Here is a 13,977-nt window from a genome sequence, read left to right as displayed (position 1 = left end):
CTGCTGCTGTGCATGCCGATCGCGTTTTCCGCTTCGAGGACAAGCACTTCGCGACCCGATTTGGCGATTGCCGCGGCGCAGGCGAGGCCGACGACACCCGCCCCGATTACCACGCATTCGACTTCGTCAACATCCGCCATGGCTACCGATCTCCCACATGCGGGCATGCCCTTAGGCGCAGTGCAAGCGCCTGTTCAATCGGAAAAGCGGAACGCCCCCAGCTGAACCGGCTGTCGGTATGGCGGCCGCTCTCGCTAAACGAGCCGCGCGTTCGTGGCAACTCGGCAAGCGTTTTGAATTTTGGCGAAACGGCGGTAGTGTCGCAAATCTGACATGCACAGTATCGCGCCTCTCAGCACACTGACCAAGCCGAAAACGATCAAGTCGTTTTCCGGATGGCGCGATGCGATCCAGGAGCTTTTCCCGGGTTTCGATCCCAAACCGCATGGCGGCGATCCGTTCGAGGCCCGGATAAGCCACTGGATGGTCGGCGACCTCGATATCGCGGATATGCACGCCGGGCGCTGCCTTGTGGCACATGACCGGCTGCATCAGCGTGCGGCGATGCGCCCCGGCTGCTGCCTGATCCTGCAGATGGCGGGGGAGGCGCAGGTCGAACAGGCCAATCACCTTGTATCGCTGCGTCCGGGCGATCTGACGCTGGTGGACGGGACGCGGCCGGTTCGCTTCGATTTCGTTCAGCCCTATCGGCAGGTCAGCGTCCGGCTCGGCCATGGCTCGGTGGCGGACAGGTTTGGCGGCAGCGTACCGGTCGGCGAAATTCTTTCCGGCGGCGATATCATGACCGAGATTATCAGGGGCATGATCGTGTCGCTGTCGAGCGGCGCGATGAATCTCGATGCGCCCAAGGCCAACCTGCTGGTCACCAACCTGCTCGATCTGATCGGCACGGCCATACCGGGCCTCGATGGCGGCCGAAACGGCACGGACGCAGATGACGATGGCGGATCGGGCGCGGAATTGCTGCTCGTGAAATATTTTATCGAGCGGAACCTGTCGCGGCCCGACCTCGATCCTCGGACGATCGCGCAAGGGTGCGGCATGTCACTCCGCAAGCTTTACCGGTTGTTCGAAGATGACGGGACCACGCCTAACCAATGGTTGATCGAACGCCGGCTTCTGGAGAGCCGCCGTTTGCTCAAGGCGCCGCAAAACCGGTCGCTGTCGATCGGCAACGTCGCGATGAGCACCGGCTTTTCCAGCTTCAGCCATTTCAGCCGGAGCTATAAACAGCGTTTCGGCCTGTCGCCGAAAGAGGACCGGCTGTCGGCCTAGCCTGTCGCCGGAACCGTACGGCACCCCGCTCAAATCGCGGTCAAATCATACCTGACTCCCGTGAAAGGCACGCCTGGGCATGTATCGGGCACGCACAGGCAAGCTCGGACAAATCCCGCTCGCTACGGTGTCGCCACGTAAACGGCACGAGGCACGTACATGGCGACAGCGACGTCCGAGCGACAAGAAACCGGCGCCCATCCTCTCTTTTCATTGAAAGGAAAGGTAGCTCTCGTGACCGGGAGCAGCCGCGGACTGGGTCATGCGATGGCCGTTGCTTTCGCCCGGCAGGGCGCGCACGTCATCGTGCATGGCCGCGATCCGGACCAGCTCGCCGCGCTGGCGGAGCGGTTGGAGGAGAGCGGCGCGAACGCGGGGACCGCCTCGTTCGACGTCACGGACATGCCGGCCTGCGAACGCGCGATCGACGCCATCGTTTCGGATCATGGCCGCCTCGACATCTTGGTGAACAATGCAGGCCTCGCCAGCCGCTCATCAATCGCGGAAACTGCGCTCGCCGATTGGCGCACTATGCTCGATGCGAACCTCACATCCTGTTTCCTGCTCGCACAGCGCGCCGGCGCGCACATGCGCGAGCGCGAATATGGGCGGATCATCAATATTTCCTCTGCCGCCGGCCTTTTCGCGGCGCGGGACCGGGCGGCTTATGTCACGACCAAACATGCGCTGATGGGACTGACCAAGTCGCTCGCGCTCGAATTTGCGCCTTTCGGCATCACGGCCAATGCGATCGCGCCGGGGTTTATCGCGACGGACATGACCGCGGCCATACGCGAGAACAGCCAAGCGGACAGCTGGGTCAAGGCGCGCAACCCGCAGGGCCGCTGGGGCGAGCCGGACGATGTCGCCTTTGCCGCCGCTTATCTCGCATCGGAAGAGGCGAAATTCGTCAATGGCGCTATCCTGACCGTGGACGGCGGAATGTCCGCCGTCGTGATCTGAGCGGAAAGGAGGTCGCGCGATATGGGCACGGCACGAATGAAACACCCGATCACGGGGGATATCTATACCGACGAGGACGGCGATGTGCGGGTCGAGCGGGGCGACAAGAACGGGCTGTTCCGGCGAGACGGCTCCTGGATCAGCGGGGAGCTGCGCGAGGCGGACCCGATGATGTGCATCTGGATGGCGGGCCACAATTACGGCGACTCCGTGCCGTTCCGCAATCAGCGTCTGCAAAAAGATCATGGAGCGGGCCGTCGCAAGACCGAGGCCGGAGAGGAATCGCAATGAAATCCAAAGAGAAAACCGCCGCGCCAGCGCCCGGCGCGCATTACCAGAAAGAGCTCGATCGCGAAGAACGGCCGATCCCCGATTTCCTGCGCGAAATCCGACCCGATACGACGGGGCCGGATACGGTGCCGATCGAGAAATATATCTCGCGCGACTATCACGAAAAGGAGATCGAAGGCGTCTGGAAGAAAACGTGGCAATGGGCCTGCCGCGAGGAACAGATCCCCGAGGCCGGCGACACGTTCGTCTACGATATTTGCGGCATATCCATCGTGCTGGTCCGGCAGCGTTCTGGGGCCATCAAGGCGTTCCGCAATGTGTGTCTCCATCGCGGCCGGCGTCTGTGCGATTACAATGCCCGCGTAAGCGAGCTGCGTTGCCCGTTCCACGGTTTCGCCTGGAAGCTGGACGGCGATCTCAAAACGGTGCCGACGCCCTGGGACCTACCGCACGTCGAGCGCGAGAAATTCAGCCTGCCCGAAGTCCATGTCGATACATGGGCGGGCTTCGTCTTCGTGAATCTCGACGAGGATCCAAGTCCGCTGGCCGATACGCTGGACATATTGCCCGACCACTTCGCGCGCTGGGACCTGCAGGATCGCGCGATCATCGCCGACGTTTCCAAGATCATGCGCTGCAACTGGAAGATCAACAAGGAGGGCTTCCTCGAAACCTGGCACGTCTACGCCACCCACCCGCAATTGCTGGCGAGTTTCGGCGCATTCACCTCGCAGTTCGACGTATACGATACCGTCGGGCGTGGCATGGCCCCGCTGATGGGGGATACGCCCGCGCTTGCCAACAAGCCCACCGAACAGGAGCGGCTCAACTCGCTGACCTATCAATATCTGGCCGGTGCCGAAGGGCCACCCGTGCCGGAAGGCGAACGCGCGCGCGACTATGCGGCGACGCAGGGGCGCGCGGCGCTCAAGGACTCGATCGGGGACAAGGCGGACGAATATTGCAACTCGGAGCTGATGGATACGATCGCCTATTCGGTCTTCCCGAACTTCCTGCTCTTCGGCGGCCCGGGTGTCAGGCAGATGTATCGCTGGCGGCCCTACAAGAACCGGCACGACATGAGCGTCATGGACGTCGTGCTGCTCGCGCCGTTCGACGGTGAGCGGCCCGAAGCGGCCGAACACAGGACCGTGGGGCCGGACGAATCCTGGCGGGTCGCGAGTGAACTCGGCGGTCTCGCCCTGATCGAGGATCAGGACGCGACCAATTTGGAGGCCGTCCAGATCGGCCTCGAAGGCGCGTCGCACGACGAGGTGACGCTCGCAAAATACCAGGAATCGCTGATCCGGCATTTTCATCGTCTGCTCGACGAGCATGTCGGGGCGATCGAACGAAAGACCGAATAAAACTGTAAAAACAGTATGATGGAAGGGGAGCGGAAATGGCTGTAAGGTCGAGAATATCGAGAAACTGTTCGCTGCTGGCGCTCATGGCGCCGATGGCCCTGGGGGGCTGGTCGACTGGCGCCCTGGCGCAGACGGAAGAGGCGAGCGCCGCCGGGACGCAGCAATCGTCAGGCGTTATCGTCGTCACCGCCCAACGCCGGGACGAAAGCATCACGGACGTACCCGTGTCGATCGGCGTATTGTCGCCCGAAACGGTGGAGTCGTTCGGCGTGCGCGAGGTGAACGATCTTGCCCTGACTACCCCTTCGCTGACTTTGAACGGTTCGAGCGGCGTTGCCGGCGAAGGCTTCAAGGTCAGGGGTATCGGGGGATCGACGCTGGCGGACGGGATCGAGCAAAGCGTCAGCGTGCTCGTCGACGAAGTCGTCACCGGATCGAGCGGCTCGGGACTGCTGGAATTCTGGGACATCGAAAGGATCGAAATACTGCGCGGCCCGCAGGGTACATTGTTCGGCAAGAACGCCTCGGCCGGTGTGATCTCGATCCTGACGGCGGACCCTACCGACGTTTTCGAAGCGGGCGTCGACGCCGAGTATAGCCCGACATTCGATGCCACGCGGCTGGAAGCGCATGTCAGCGGTCCGATCACCGATAATTGGAGCCTGCGTCTGTCGGGCTTCTATTCGAACCAGGACGAAGGCTTTATCGACAATCCGGTTCGCAATGTAACCGAAAATCGGGGCGAGAGCTGGGGTGTGCGGCTGAAGAGCCGGCTGGACCTCGGCGCGTTCCGCCTAGACGGCTCGATCGAAGTGTTCGAGCAGGAGCAGGATTGCTGTGCGCGGACGTTCAGCTTCGTCGATACGGATATCGCGAACCAGAGCACGTTCGGCCGGCTGTTCCTGTCGCGGATCGCGGCCAACGGCGTGCAGCCGAGCATCGGCAATACCGTGAACATCTCCGACGCCCCGATCCGGCATACGAACGACGTGATCCACGCGACGCTGACCCCGTCTTACAGTTTCGACGACGGGTCCGAAATCAGAGCCATTTTCGGATATCGCAGTTGGGAGCAGCGTGCGCTGACGGACAGCGACATGCTCGATATCGATCTCGCCAACGTGTTCGATATCTTCCGCGACATGGAAGTGACGTCGCAGGAGCTGCAATTCATTTCCCCGGCCGAGGATCGCTTCTCCTACATTCTCGGCCTCTATCATTTCGAGCAGCGCTTCGATGTCGATGCGGATCTGGGTACGGGCACTTTCCTGACCAATGGCGTTCCGCTGCAGACGCTGCAGACGACGGTCGTCGAGAGCGAGAATTTCGCGCTATACGGACATGCGACGTTTGAAATCAGCGAAAATTGGGAAATATTCGCCGGCGCGCGGCTCATCCGCGACGAGATCGAAGCGGATTTCGTAAGCAACGGCAATTTCTTCTTCTTCCCGACCGGTTTGCGGACCGGCAATGCGCGGGCGACGGATACGAACTGGGCGGGCACCGCGGGCATCGAATACAACATCACCGACGATATCATGGTCTATGCGGCGGCCTCGCGCGGCTATAAGGGGCCGGCGATCGATGTCAGCATCAGTGGCGGCATCGCCAATCCCGGCTCCGATCCGACGCTCGAGCCCGAAATCGTGACGAACTACGAACTGGGGTTCAAAAGCGCGCTGCTCGGCGGCGATATCCGGCTCGATATCGTCACCTATCTCAGCAACGTCCGGGATTTTCAGGCGACGGCCTTCGACCCACAGACGGCGACCTTCGTTCTGCGCAATGCCGGCAAGGTGCGCAGCATGGGCGTCGAAATCGATTTCAGCGCGACCCCGATCGAGGGGCTGCAGACCTATTTCAACCTGGCCTATACGGACGCTGAATTTGTCGAGTTCCTCGGCGTGCCGTGCACCGTGCCTCAAGTGTCCGCGGGAAGCTGTTCCAACGCGGCGGGCGGGCAGGATCTGTCCGGCCGCGCAGTCAATCAGGTGCCCGAACTGGCGCTTACGCTGGGCGCGCGCTACGACTTCGATCTCGGATCGGTGCCCGTCTTCCTGCGCGGCGATGCCGCCTGGCAGGATTCGGTGATCTCCGATCTCGATCTCGATCCGAACACGCGGATCCCTTCCTATTGGGTCGCCAATTTCGAGGCGGGTTTCGAACCGTTTGAGGGCGGGGTGTTCTCTGTATGGATCCGCAACGCGTTCGACGAAATCTACCCGACCCGGATCCTCGACGTTGCAGCCTTCTCCGGCGGATATGCACAATTCCTTGGCATTGGGCGGCAGGTCGGCTTTTCTCTCTCATATGACTATTGATGCCGTCGAGCAGCCGGCCCCCGCGGTCGGCGCGGAAGGAGATACCCGTCTCCGTCAATGGTTTGCACGTCGGTCCTGGTATCGCTGGTATGCGCTCGGCGTCCTGACGCTCGTTTACACGTCGAGCCATGTCGACCGCCAGATCGTCGCGATCCTGCTCGAGCCGATCGGCCAGGATCTCGGAGCGAGCGATACGCAGCTCGGTTTTCTGGTCGGACTGACCTTCGCGGTTTTCTATGCGACGCTCGGCATCCCGATTGCGATGATCGCCGATCGCAGCAATCGGCGGAACATCATCACGGCCGCGGTCGTCATCTGGAGCGGCATGACGGTCCTGTGCGGCTATGCCCAGAATTTCCTGCAGCTGGCGCTGGCGCGGATCGGCGTGGGGGTTGGCGAGGCGGGATCTTCGCCGCCGTCGCATTCGCTCATCTCCGACCTGTTCCCCGCGAGCCTCCGCGCGACGGCACTCGGGATGTTTGCCGTCGGCGTCAATCTCGGTGTCCTGATCGCCTATCTGGGCGGCGGTTTCATGAGTGAGGCCTGGGGCTGGCGCTGGACGCTGATCGCCGTCGGTCTGCCCGGACTGCTGATTGCGGCAATCACATTCTTTACATTGATCGAACCCAAGCGCGGTGCGTCGGAAACCAAAGTCGCAAAGCCCGACGAAAAGGCGCCACCTCTCCGCAACGTATGGCGCAAGATCTGGCGGACTCCGGCGCTCCGGCATCTGACACTGGGGGCGGCGGTTGCGGGCTTCAGCGGATATGGGATCGTCATGTGGACGCCGACTTTCCTGATGCGTTCGCACGGCCTTTCGCCGGCGGAAGTCGGTATCGTGCTGGCGCTCATGTCCGGCGTGCTCGGCGGCATCGGCACCTATTCGGCCGGCTATCTGGCGGACGGGCTGGCGAAGCGAGACGAGCGCTGGCGGGCATGGGTCGTCGGCGCGGCGAAAGTTCTGACCGTGCCGTTCTTCGTCGGTTTCTTCATGGCGGAGGACACGCGCACCGCGCTGCTGCTCTTTGCGGTCCCCGCGTTCCTCAGCGGCTTCTCGCTGGGCCCTACGTTCGCCCTGGTTCAATCGCTCGTCGATATCAGGATGCGCGCCGTAGCGTCGAGCATCCTGCTGTTCCTGCTCAACATCATCGGGATGGGTCTCGGTCCCCAAGTCGTGGGCATCCTGTCCGACCTTTTCTCCGGGCAGTATGGAGAAGAGTCCCTTAGAATGGCGCTGCTCGTCCCGGCCGTGGTAAACATCTGGTGCGGGCTCCACTATTACCTCGCCGGCCGCGCCCTGGGTCAGGCCGGAGCTTTTCGGCCAAATTGACCGCGAGACATTCTGCGGGCGCGGGAAATTTCCACGTACTTCATGGCTAGCAGCAAACTCGCTGCCAGAGACGCATTCGCTCCAGACTGCGTCGCGCATCATTGTTTTCCAAACAAGTTTCTGCGGCTTCGTATCTTTCGTAGTGGTCTTATAAAGTAGCGATCACGAGTCGCCGAGCCCCTGACTTTTATATTGCGCGCTTCTCTGCTATCCGATTGGTTAACGAAATAAGGGAGGGTGGCGAATGGCTTTTCTGTGGTATCTGCGCGCGGCTATCGTCGGTATGGCGCTGCTCGGCGTCGCGCTCTGGCATGGCCAGTCGCAAGCGGCCGATATGTCGGGCGACACGGCCGCAACGCCGAACATCGTCCTCATAGTGTTCGAAGATATGAGCCCGCGGATTGGCGCGTTTGGCGACCCTGTCGCGCAAACGCCGGTGCTCGATGCTTTCGCACGCGAGGCCATCCGTTTTCCGAACACCTTCACGACCTCGGGCGTGTGTGCGCCGAGCCGCTCCTCGTTGATCACCGGCGTCCACCAGCAGACGCTCGGCACCCACCACATGCGTACGCGCGCGCCGATCGCGGGCATGACGGGGGGCGGGCCGATCGAATATGAGGCGGTGCCGCCGCCCGGCATCCGCGCCTTTCCCGAACTTCTGCGCGGTCTCGGCTATTACACGACCAATAACGGCAAGACCGATTACCAGTTCGGCGAACCCTTCACGATCTGGGATCGCGACGTGCCGATCTCCGAGGCGAGCCAGACGCCCGACTGGCGCGGTCGGGCGCCGGGCCAGCCCTTCTTCTCGATGTTCAACATATTGCTGACGCACGAAAGCTATATCTGGCCCGAGGAGCGCGAGAGCGACAATCCGCTGATCCGCATCGTCACCGAACGCAACCGTCGCGATCTCGCCGACAAGCCGCACATCACCGATCCCGCATCGGTCGAAGTGCCCCCCTATCTGCCGGATACGCCGGTCGTGCGTACCGATATCGCCCGCCATTACGACAATATCGCCTTTGCCGAACGGCAGCTCGCGACGATCCTCGAACTGCTAGAGGAAGACGGGCTGCTCGACGAGACGATCGTCATCGTCACCACCGATCATGGCGACGGGCTACCGCGGATGAAGCGCAGCGTCTATGACAGCGGCCTGCGCGTGCCGATGATGATCCGCTTCCCCGATCTGCGCGGCGCGGGGACCGTGGACGAGCGGCTGATCAGCTTCGTCGACCTCGCGCCGACGATCCTCGGCTGGGCGGGCGGCGAGCCGATGAGCTGGCATCAGGGGCGGGATTTCATCGCGGATGCGGCGCGCCGCTACATCTTCGCCGCGCACGACCGCGTCGACACGGTGACTGACCGTTCGCGCGCGGTGCGCGACGATCGCTTCAAATATATCCGCAACTATATGCCCGAATTCGCCTATCTGCGCCCTGTACCGTTTCGCGATGCGCTGCCGACGACGCAGGAAATCTGGCGGCTTGCGGCGGCCGGCGAGCTGACGCCCGTCCAGCAGCGCCTCGTCGATCCGGACCGGCCGCGCGAGGAACTCTACGACACCGCAGCCGACCCGCATGAGGTCGTCAATCTCGCCGACGATCCGGCCCATGCGGCGACGCTCGCCAGAATGCGCGCGGCGATGGACGACTGGATCGCACGCGTCGGCGACTGGGCGCGCGTACCCGAGATGCAGATGATCGAGGCGATGTGGCCGGGCGGCGAACAGCCGGCAACGGCGGCGCCGGAGATCGTGATGGAGAACGGCGCAGCGCGGCTGCTCAGCGATACCGACGGTGCCTCGATCGCCTATGGTTTCGGCGATACGGAGCCGACCGCTTGGCGCATCTATGCCGGGCCGGTCATGGTGACGGCAGGCCAGACGCTTTGGGCCAAGGCTATCCGCTATGGCTATGCCGAAAGCGAAGCCGTGCGCTTCGAAATCGGCGGCTGATCGCGGCTAGCCGTTCTTCAGGAACTCCGCCGCCTCGTCGAGCGCCGCGCGGCCGGGCGTCAGCATGGCGTGGAACAGCTGGAAGACGTGCACCATTTCCGGATATTCGCGATAGGTGACGGCGACGCCGGCGCCTTCGGCTTTCTCGGCCAGCTCCCGCGCTTCGCCTACCAGCGAATCATGCTCGGCCGCTTGGATCAGCAGCGGCGGCAGTCCGGCAAGATCGCCGAACAGCGGCGACGGGCCGGGATCGCGCGCATCCGCACCGCCGAGATAGTGCCGCCCGTCCCCGGCCAGCCGCTCCTGATCGATGATCGGGTCATGCTCGGCGACTTCGGCGAAGCTCACATTGGTGCAGGAAAGGTCGACCCAGGGGCAGAGTAGGGCGAGCCGCTGAGGCTGAGGCCCGTCCGCCGCCTTGACGGCCAGGGCCAGCGATAGTGCGAGCCCGCCCCCGGCGCTGTCCCCGGCGAGCACGAGCGGCGTATCGCCGGCGAGCGCATCGTATAAGACCCGCGCATCGTCTAGCGCGGCGGGATAGGGATGTTCGGGCGCCAGCCGGTAATCGACCGAAACCAGCTTGAGCCCCGTTCGCAGCGCCAGTTCGCCCGCAAAGTTGCGATGTGTGCGCACCGATCCGCTGACATAGCCGCCGCCATGGAAATAGAGGATGAGAGGGCCATCACTGACGCCGGCCTCGGGCTGCGCCTCGAGCACGGATACGCCGGCAATCTCGGTTTCCTGATATGCAACGCCGGCGGGCGCCGGAAAGGCACGCGCCATTTCTTCCATGCCCGCGCGCCGCTCATCAAGAGTCTGCGGCCCGTCCGGCATGCCGGCGGCGATCATCGCCTTCAGCTGTTCGATCTCGGCGTTCATCGGACTTACTCCCTCTCCACCTCTTCCCCGTCATCCGCGCCGGGGTTGAGGATCCGTCCGACGGCCGGCGTGATCGCCTGCAATTGCTGGTCCTTTTCGGGACCGTCGGGCAGGATATGCTCATAGCGGTCAGCCGCATCGGGCGTGCGGCGCCAGCGCGGCGGAAACGGGACCGACGCGGCGGCATCGGGCGACCAGAAGACCGCACCCTGATTGAACCGGGTCGTAAAGGGTATGGCCGGGCGCGCATCGCCGCGCGAGAGGGCCTGATGCAGCTCCGCGCGCATCGTGCGAACGCGTTCCGCGTGATCCGGATCGCCGATCAGGTTGACGAGTTCGTCCGGGTCGGCGTGGAGATCGAACAGCTCCTCGGTGTCCCAGACGCCGTGATACTGGATATATTTGTAGCGATCGGTGCGCAGCGCGAAGGTCGAGGGGGTCTGCGGATAGTTGAACTCCCAGAAATATTCGTAGACCAGCGCCGGGCTTTCGCCTTCCGCCCCGGACACCGCCGGAAGCAGGCTGCGGCCGTCATAATGGTCGGGAACGGCAAGGCCGGCGAGGTCGAGGATAGTCGGCGCGATATCGATGTTGCGTGCGATCGCCTCGACCGCCCGCCCTTGCCCGAAACGCGCCGGCGCATGGACGATCAGCGGCACGCGGATCGAAGACTCATAGGCGGCACGCTTGTCGATCAACCCCTGCTCGCCGAACATGAAGCCATTGTCGCTCGTGAAGATGATGATCGTGTCGCGGCCATTGGGATTGGCCTCTACCCAGGCGAGAATGCGCGCAAGGTTGTCGTCCACCGCCGAGAGCGAGGCATAATAGTCGCGCTGAAAGGCGATCAGCGGACTGTGGCTGTAATAGGTGAAATCGACGCCCGACCAGCTGTTGCGCTGCATCGACAGCCACATCGGCACCGGGCCGGTCCGTGCGTCTGGCGACCAGCTCGGCGGACGGGGGAAATCGGTCTCCGCATATTGGCCGCGATGGCGCGCGGCGGGCGTGAAGGGCAGATGTGCGGCCTTGTGCGAGAGATAGAGGAAGAAGGGCGTCTCGCTACGGTCTTCGAGCCAGTCGAGCGCATAATCGGTGAGTTCGTCAGTGATATAACCGCGCTGCGGCACTTCTTCTCCGTCGACATTGAAAAGGCTCGGCCGGCCAAAGGCGTCGACGGGGCCGTAATTGCCCTGCCCTTCGAAGCTCACCCAGCGGTCGAAACCCGGCTTGGGCGAGGCATCGGCATGGCCCATATGCCATTTGCCGATGAACGCCGTATCGTAGCCGGCCTCGTCGAGCTGCACCGAAAAGGGGCGGAAATTCTCGGGCGTCGGGCTGTTGTTATCCACCACGCCATGATTGCGCATCGCCATGCCCGTGATGAGCGAGGCGCGGCTCGGCGAGCAGAGCGAGGTCGTGACGAACGCATTGCGGAAATGCAGGCCTTCGCGCAGCAACCGGTCCATCGCCGGGGTCTCTAGGCCGGGGGTGAGCGCGCCAAAGGCGTCGAAGCGCTGATCGTCTGTGAGGATCAGGATGATGTTGGGACGCTGATCGGTCTGCGCCAAGGCGCCGGGCGCGGCGAGCAAAGCCATGCACATGGCGGCCCAGCGCAGCATCTTACGGCCGATCGGCGATCCTTTCATCGCATCCCCCCTTTTCATTCTCCAAATGGTTAGCCTATTCTGGCGCGAGTCGGCAATGGGAGAGGCCAATGGACCGGGATGCAATGCGCGAGGCGTATGCGCGCGACGGCTATATCGCGATCGAAAAACTGTTCGACAGCGACGAAATCGAGCGGCTGCGCGACGAAGCGACGGCGATCGTCGAGGGCGAGCGCGGCGAGATCATGGGCACCGATCTGATCGAAGGCGACGGGCCGACAATCTCGAACGTGCTCGCGATCCACTTCCCGCACAAGGCATCGCCGGTCATGCTCGATGTGGTGAAGGATGCGCGGGTCGCGGACGTCCTGACCGCGCTGATCGGGCCGGACGTCAAATGCATGCAATCGATGCTGTTCGCCAAGAATGCCGGTAAACCGGGCCAGGCCTGGCATCAGGACGAGCATTACATCGCGACGCGCGACCGCTCGCTATGCGGTGTATGGATCGCGCTCGACGATGCGACGGTAGAGAATGGCTGTCTGTGGATGCATCCGGGCAGTCACAAGCATGGCATCTTGTGGCCGACGAAACCGCATGGCGATCCCCGCTTCGACAGTTCCGAGGAAGCCTATGACTTTCCCTATGAGTGCGAGGGTGGCGTGGCGGTCGAGGTGCCCGCCGGCAGCGTCGTCTTTTTCGACGGCTATGTGCTGCACCGGTCGCTCGAGAACACGCAGACCGAAGGGTTCCGGCGCGCGATCGTCAATCACTATATGAACGCACGGTCCTACCTGCCCTGGACGTTCGGACTGCCGCCCGCTCCGCATGTCGATGTGCGCGATTTCGTGCTTGTCGCGGGCGAGGACCCCTATGCATGGAAGGGCAAGGAGGAGATCACCTTCCCCTTCGTCCGACCCGAAGATCCGGCCCAGGCCGGGCTGCTGTTCCAGCGGTTGATCGCGATGGCCGAGGAGCGCAAGACGGACGCATGATCCGGATCGGCATATTGGGCGCGGCGCGGGTTGCCGAATATGCGCTGATCGCGCCGGCGGCCGAACGGACGGATGTCGAGATCGTAGCCGTCGCCAGCCGCGATGCGGAGAGAGCCCGAACCTATGCCGAAAAGCATGGCATCGCCGATGTCGAGTCCGGTTATGCGGCGCTGATCACCAGGGCGGATATCGATCTGATCTACAACGCACTGCCGCCGTCGCGTCACGCCGATCTGTCGATCGTCGCGCTGGAAGCCGGCAAGCATGTCCTGTGCGAAAAACCCTTCGCGATGAACGCGGGCGAAGCGCGCGCGATGGTGAAGGCGGCCGAGGCAAGCGGCCGGCACTTGATCGAAGCCTTTCACTATCGCTTTCATCCGGCATTCGAACACTTTCTCGGCCTGCTGAACGAAGGCGCGATTGGCGATCCGGTGTCCGTCGAGGGGCTCTTCACCGTCCCGATCCCGGCCAAGGACGGCGAGCTGCGCCACGATCCAAAACTTGGCGGCGGCGCGCTGATGGATCTGGGTTGCTATCCGGCTCATTGGCTGCGGACCGTGATCGGAGAGGAACCACGCGTGACCCAAGCCGAGGCATTGCTCAGCGAAACGGGCGTCGATCTCTCACTGACCGCCGATCTCGCATTTCCCTCGGGCGTCACCGGCTCACTCGCATGTTCGATGGATATGGATTGCAGCTTCGCCGCGCGGCTTTCGATCGAAGGCACAGCCGGCCGGATCGATTTCACCAATCCGCTTGCGCCCCATATGGGACATGAGATCCGGATAGAGACCGGCTGCCGCGAGCGGACCGAGAGCATCGACGGCGAGTCCACCTATTGGCATCAGCTCGATCACGTCGCGGCAGTTCTGACGGGCACCGCCGACCCGCAAACGGGTGGCGCCGATGCCGTGGCGAATATGGCGCTGATCGACGCGCTGTACGATGCGGCGGGTGTAGCGCGCTGA

12 protein-coding genes and 1 pseudogene are annotated in these 13,977 nt (G+C 63.2%); 10 read left to right on the top strand and 3 right to left on the bottom strand.

All coding sequences use genetic code 11. The annotated features are described in order from the left end of the window. The coding region (locus ACTS1Z_RS14250; protein WP_442625139.1) for an FAD-dependent oxidoreductase at positions 1–140 on the bottom strand (140 nt) is incomplete at its 3' end. A 193-nt stretch (positions 141–333) separates the two neighbouring features. Between ACTS1Z_RS14250 and ACTS1Z_RS14245 the strand changes: the two genes are divergently transcribed. The 8 genes and pseudogenes from ACTS1Z_RS14245 (at position 334) to ACTS1Z_RS14210 (ending at position 9,528) form a co-directional block, all read left to right on the top strand. Then, the gene (locus tag ACTS1Z_RS14245; RefSeq protein ID WP_442625136.1) at positions 334–1,296 is read left to right on the top strand and encodes a helix-turn-helix domain-containing protein; all 963 of its coding nucleotides are present in this window, start codon (positions 334–336) and stop codon (positions 1,294–1,296) included. A 159-nt stretch (positions 1,297–1,455) separates the two neighbouring features. Next, a complete protein-coding gene (locus ACTS1Z_RS14240; RefSeq protein ID WP_442625135.1) occupies positions 1,456–2,259 on the top strand; it encodes an SDR family NAD(P)-dependent oxidoreductase in 804 nt (267 codons plus the stop codon). Positions 2,260–2,280: 21 nt separating this feature from the next. Then, positions 2,281–2,550 carry a hypothetical protein gene (locus tag ACTS1Z_RS14235; protein WP_442625134.1) on the top strand — a complete coding sequence of 90 codons (270 nt, stop codon included), beginning with the start codon at positions 2,281–2,283 and terminating at the stop codon, positions 2,548–2,550. Beyond that, positions 2,547–3,917 (top strand): aromatic ring-hydroxylating oxygenase subunit alpha, encoded by a 1,371-nt coding sequence (locus tag ACTS1Z_RS14230; protein ID WP_442625133.1) that lies wholly within the window; start codon positions 2,547–2,549, stop codon positions 3,915–3,917. The genes ACTS1Z_RS14235 and ACTS1Z_RS14230 overlap by 4 nt, the downstream gene beginning before the upstream one ends. 35 nt (positions 3,918–3,952) lie before the next feature. Next, positions 3,953–4,441: pseudogene (locus ACTS1Z_RS14225) on the top strand (TonB-dependent receptor plug domain-containing protein); the annotation flags it as partial. A 9-nt stretch (positions 4,442–4,450) separates the two neighbouring features. After that, complete coding sequence (locus ACTS1Z_RS14220) at positions 4,451–6,238, top strand: TonB-dependent receptor (RefSeq protein ID WP_442625138.1); 1,788 nt, start codon at positions 4,451–4,453, stop codon at positions 6,236–6,238. Beyond that, a complete protein-coding gene (locus tag ACTS1Z_RS14215) occupies positions 6,228–7,568 on the top strand; it encodes a spinster family MFS transporter (protein ID WP_442625132.1) in 1,341 nt (446 codons plus the stop codon). The genes ACTS1Z_RS14220 and ACTS1Z_RS14215 overlap by 11 nt, the downstream gene beginning before the upstream one ends. 244 nt (positions 7,569–7,812) lie before the next feature. After that, on the top strand, positions 7,813–9,528 hold the full coding sequence (locus ACTS1Z_RS14210; RefSeq protein WP_442625131.1) for a sulfatase family protein: 1,716 nt from the start codon (positions 7,813–7,815) through the stop codon (positions 9,526–9,528). A 6-nt stretch (positions 9,529–9,534) separates the two neighbouring features. Here ACTS1Z_RS14210 and ACTS1Z_RS14205 read toward each other — a convergent pair whose 3' ends face one another. Together ACTS1Z_RS14205 and ACTS1Z_RS14200 are read right to left on the bottom strand one after the other, a co-directional pair. Then, positions 9,535–10,407, bottom strand: a complete 873-nt coding sequence (locus ACTS1Z_RS14205) for an alpha/beta hydrolase (RefSeq protein ID WP_442625130.1) — start codon at positions 10,405–10,407, stop codon at positions 9,535–9,537. 5 nt (positions 10,408–10,412) lie between these two features. Beyond that, a complete protein-coding gene (locus ACTS1Z_RS14200) occupies positions 10,413–12,056 on the bottom strand; it encodes a sulfatase family protein (RefSeq protein ID WP_442625129.1) in 1,644 nt (547 codons plus the stop codon). 68 nt (positions 12,057–12,124) lie between these two features. On the opposite strand from ACTS1Z_RS14200, the gene ACTS1Z_RS14195 reads away from it, so the two are divergent. Both ACTS1Z_RS14195 and ACTS1Z_RS14190 read left to right on the top strand, forming a co-directional pair. Further along, positions 12,125–13,009 (top strand): phytanoyl-CoA dioxygenase family protein, encoded by an 885-nt coding sequence (locus ACTS1Z_RS14195; protein ID WP_442625128.1) that lies wholly within the window; start codon positions 12,125–12,127, stop codon positions 13,007–13,009. Continuing rightward, entirely contained in the window at positions 13,006–13,977 is a 972-nt protein-coding gene (locus ACTS1Z_RS14190) for a Gfo/Idh/MocA family protein (RefSeq protein WP_442625127.1), read from the top strand. Before ACTS1Z_RS14195 ends, ACTS1Z_RS14190 begins: the two co-directional genes overlap by 4 nt.

The organism is Parasphingopyxis sp. (assembly GCF_052168295.1).
In the GTDB taxonomy this organism is placed as follows: Bacteria; Pseudomonadota; Alphaproteobacteria; order Sphingomonadales; family Sphingomonadaceae; genus Parasphingopyxis.
This window is presented reverse-complemented; position numbering and strand designations above follow the sequence as displayed.

Bases quoted from the DNA above. Each gene is read 5' to 3' on its own strand.
- ACTS1Z_RS14245 (WP_442625136.1), top strand. From the start codon at position 334: ATGCACAGTATCGCGCCTCTCAGCACACTGACCAAGCCGAAAACGATC.
- ACTS1Z_RS14240 (WP_442625135.1), top strand. From the start codon at position 1,456: ATGGCGACAGCGACGTCCGAGCGACAAGAAACCGGCGCCCATCCTCTC.
- ACTS1Z_RS14235 (WP_442625134.1), top strand. From the start codon at position 2,281: ATGGGCACGGCACGAATGAAACACCCGATCACGGGGGATATCTATACC.
- ACTS1Z_RS14230 (WP_442625133.1), top strand. From the start codon at position 2,547: ATGAAATCCAAAGAGAAAACCGCCGCGCCAGCGCCCGGCGCGCATTAC.
- ACTS1Z_RS14215 (WP_442625132.1), top strand. From the start codon at position 6,228: ATGACTATTGATGCCGTCGAGCAGCCGGCCCCCGCGGTCGGCGCGGAA.
- ACTS1Z_RS14210 (WP_442625131.1), top strand. From the start codon at position 7,813: ATGGCTTTTCTGTGGTATCTGCGCGCGGCTATCGTCGGTATGGCGCTG.
- ACTS1Z_RS14205 (WP_442625130.1), bottom strand. From the start codon at position 10,407: ATGAACGCCGAGATCGAACAGCTGAAGGCGATGATCGCCGCCGGCATG.
- ACTS1Z_RS14200 (WP_442625129.1), bottom strand. From the start codon at position 12,056: ATGAAAGGATCGCCGATCGGCCGTAAGATGCTGCGCTGGGCCGCCATG.
- ACTS1Z_RS14195 (WP_442625128.1), top strand. From the start codon at position 12,125: ATGGACCGGGATGCAATGCGCGAGGCGTATGCGCGCGACGGCTATATC.
- ACTS1Z_RS14190 (WP_442625127.1), top strand. From the start codon at position 13,006: ATGATCCGGATCGGCATATTGGGCGCGGCGCGGGTTGCCGAATATGCG.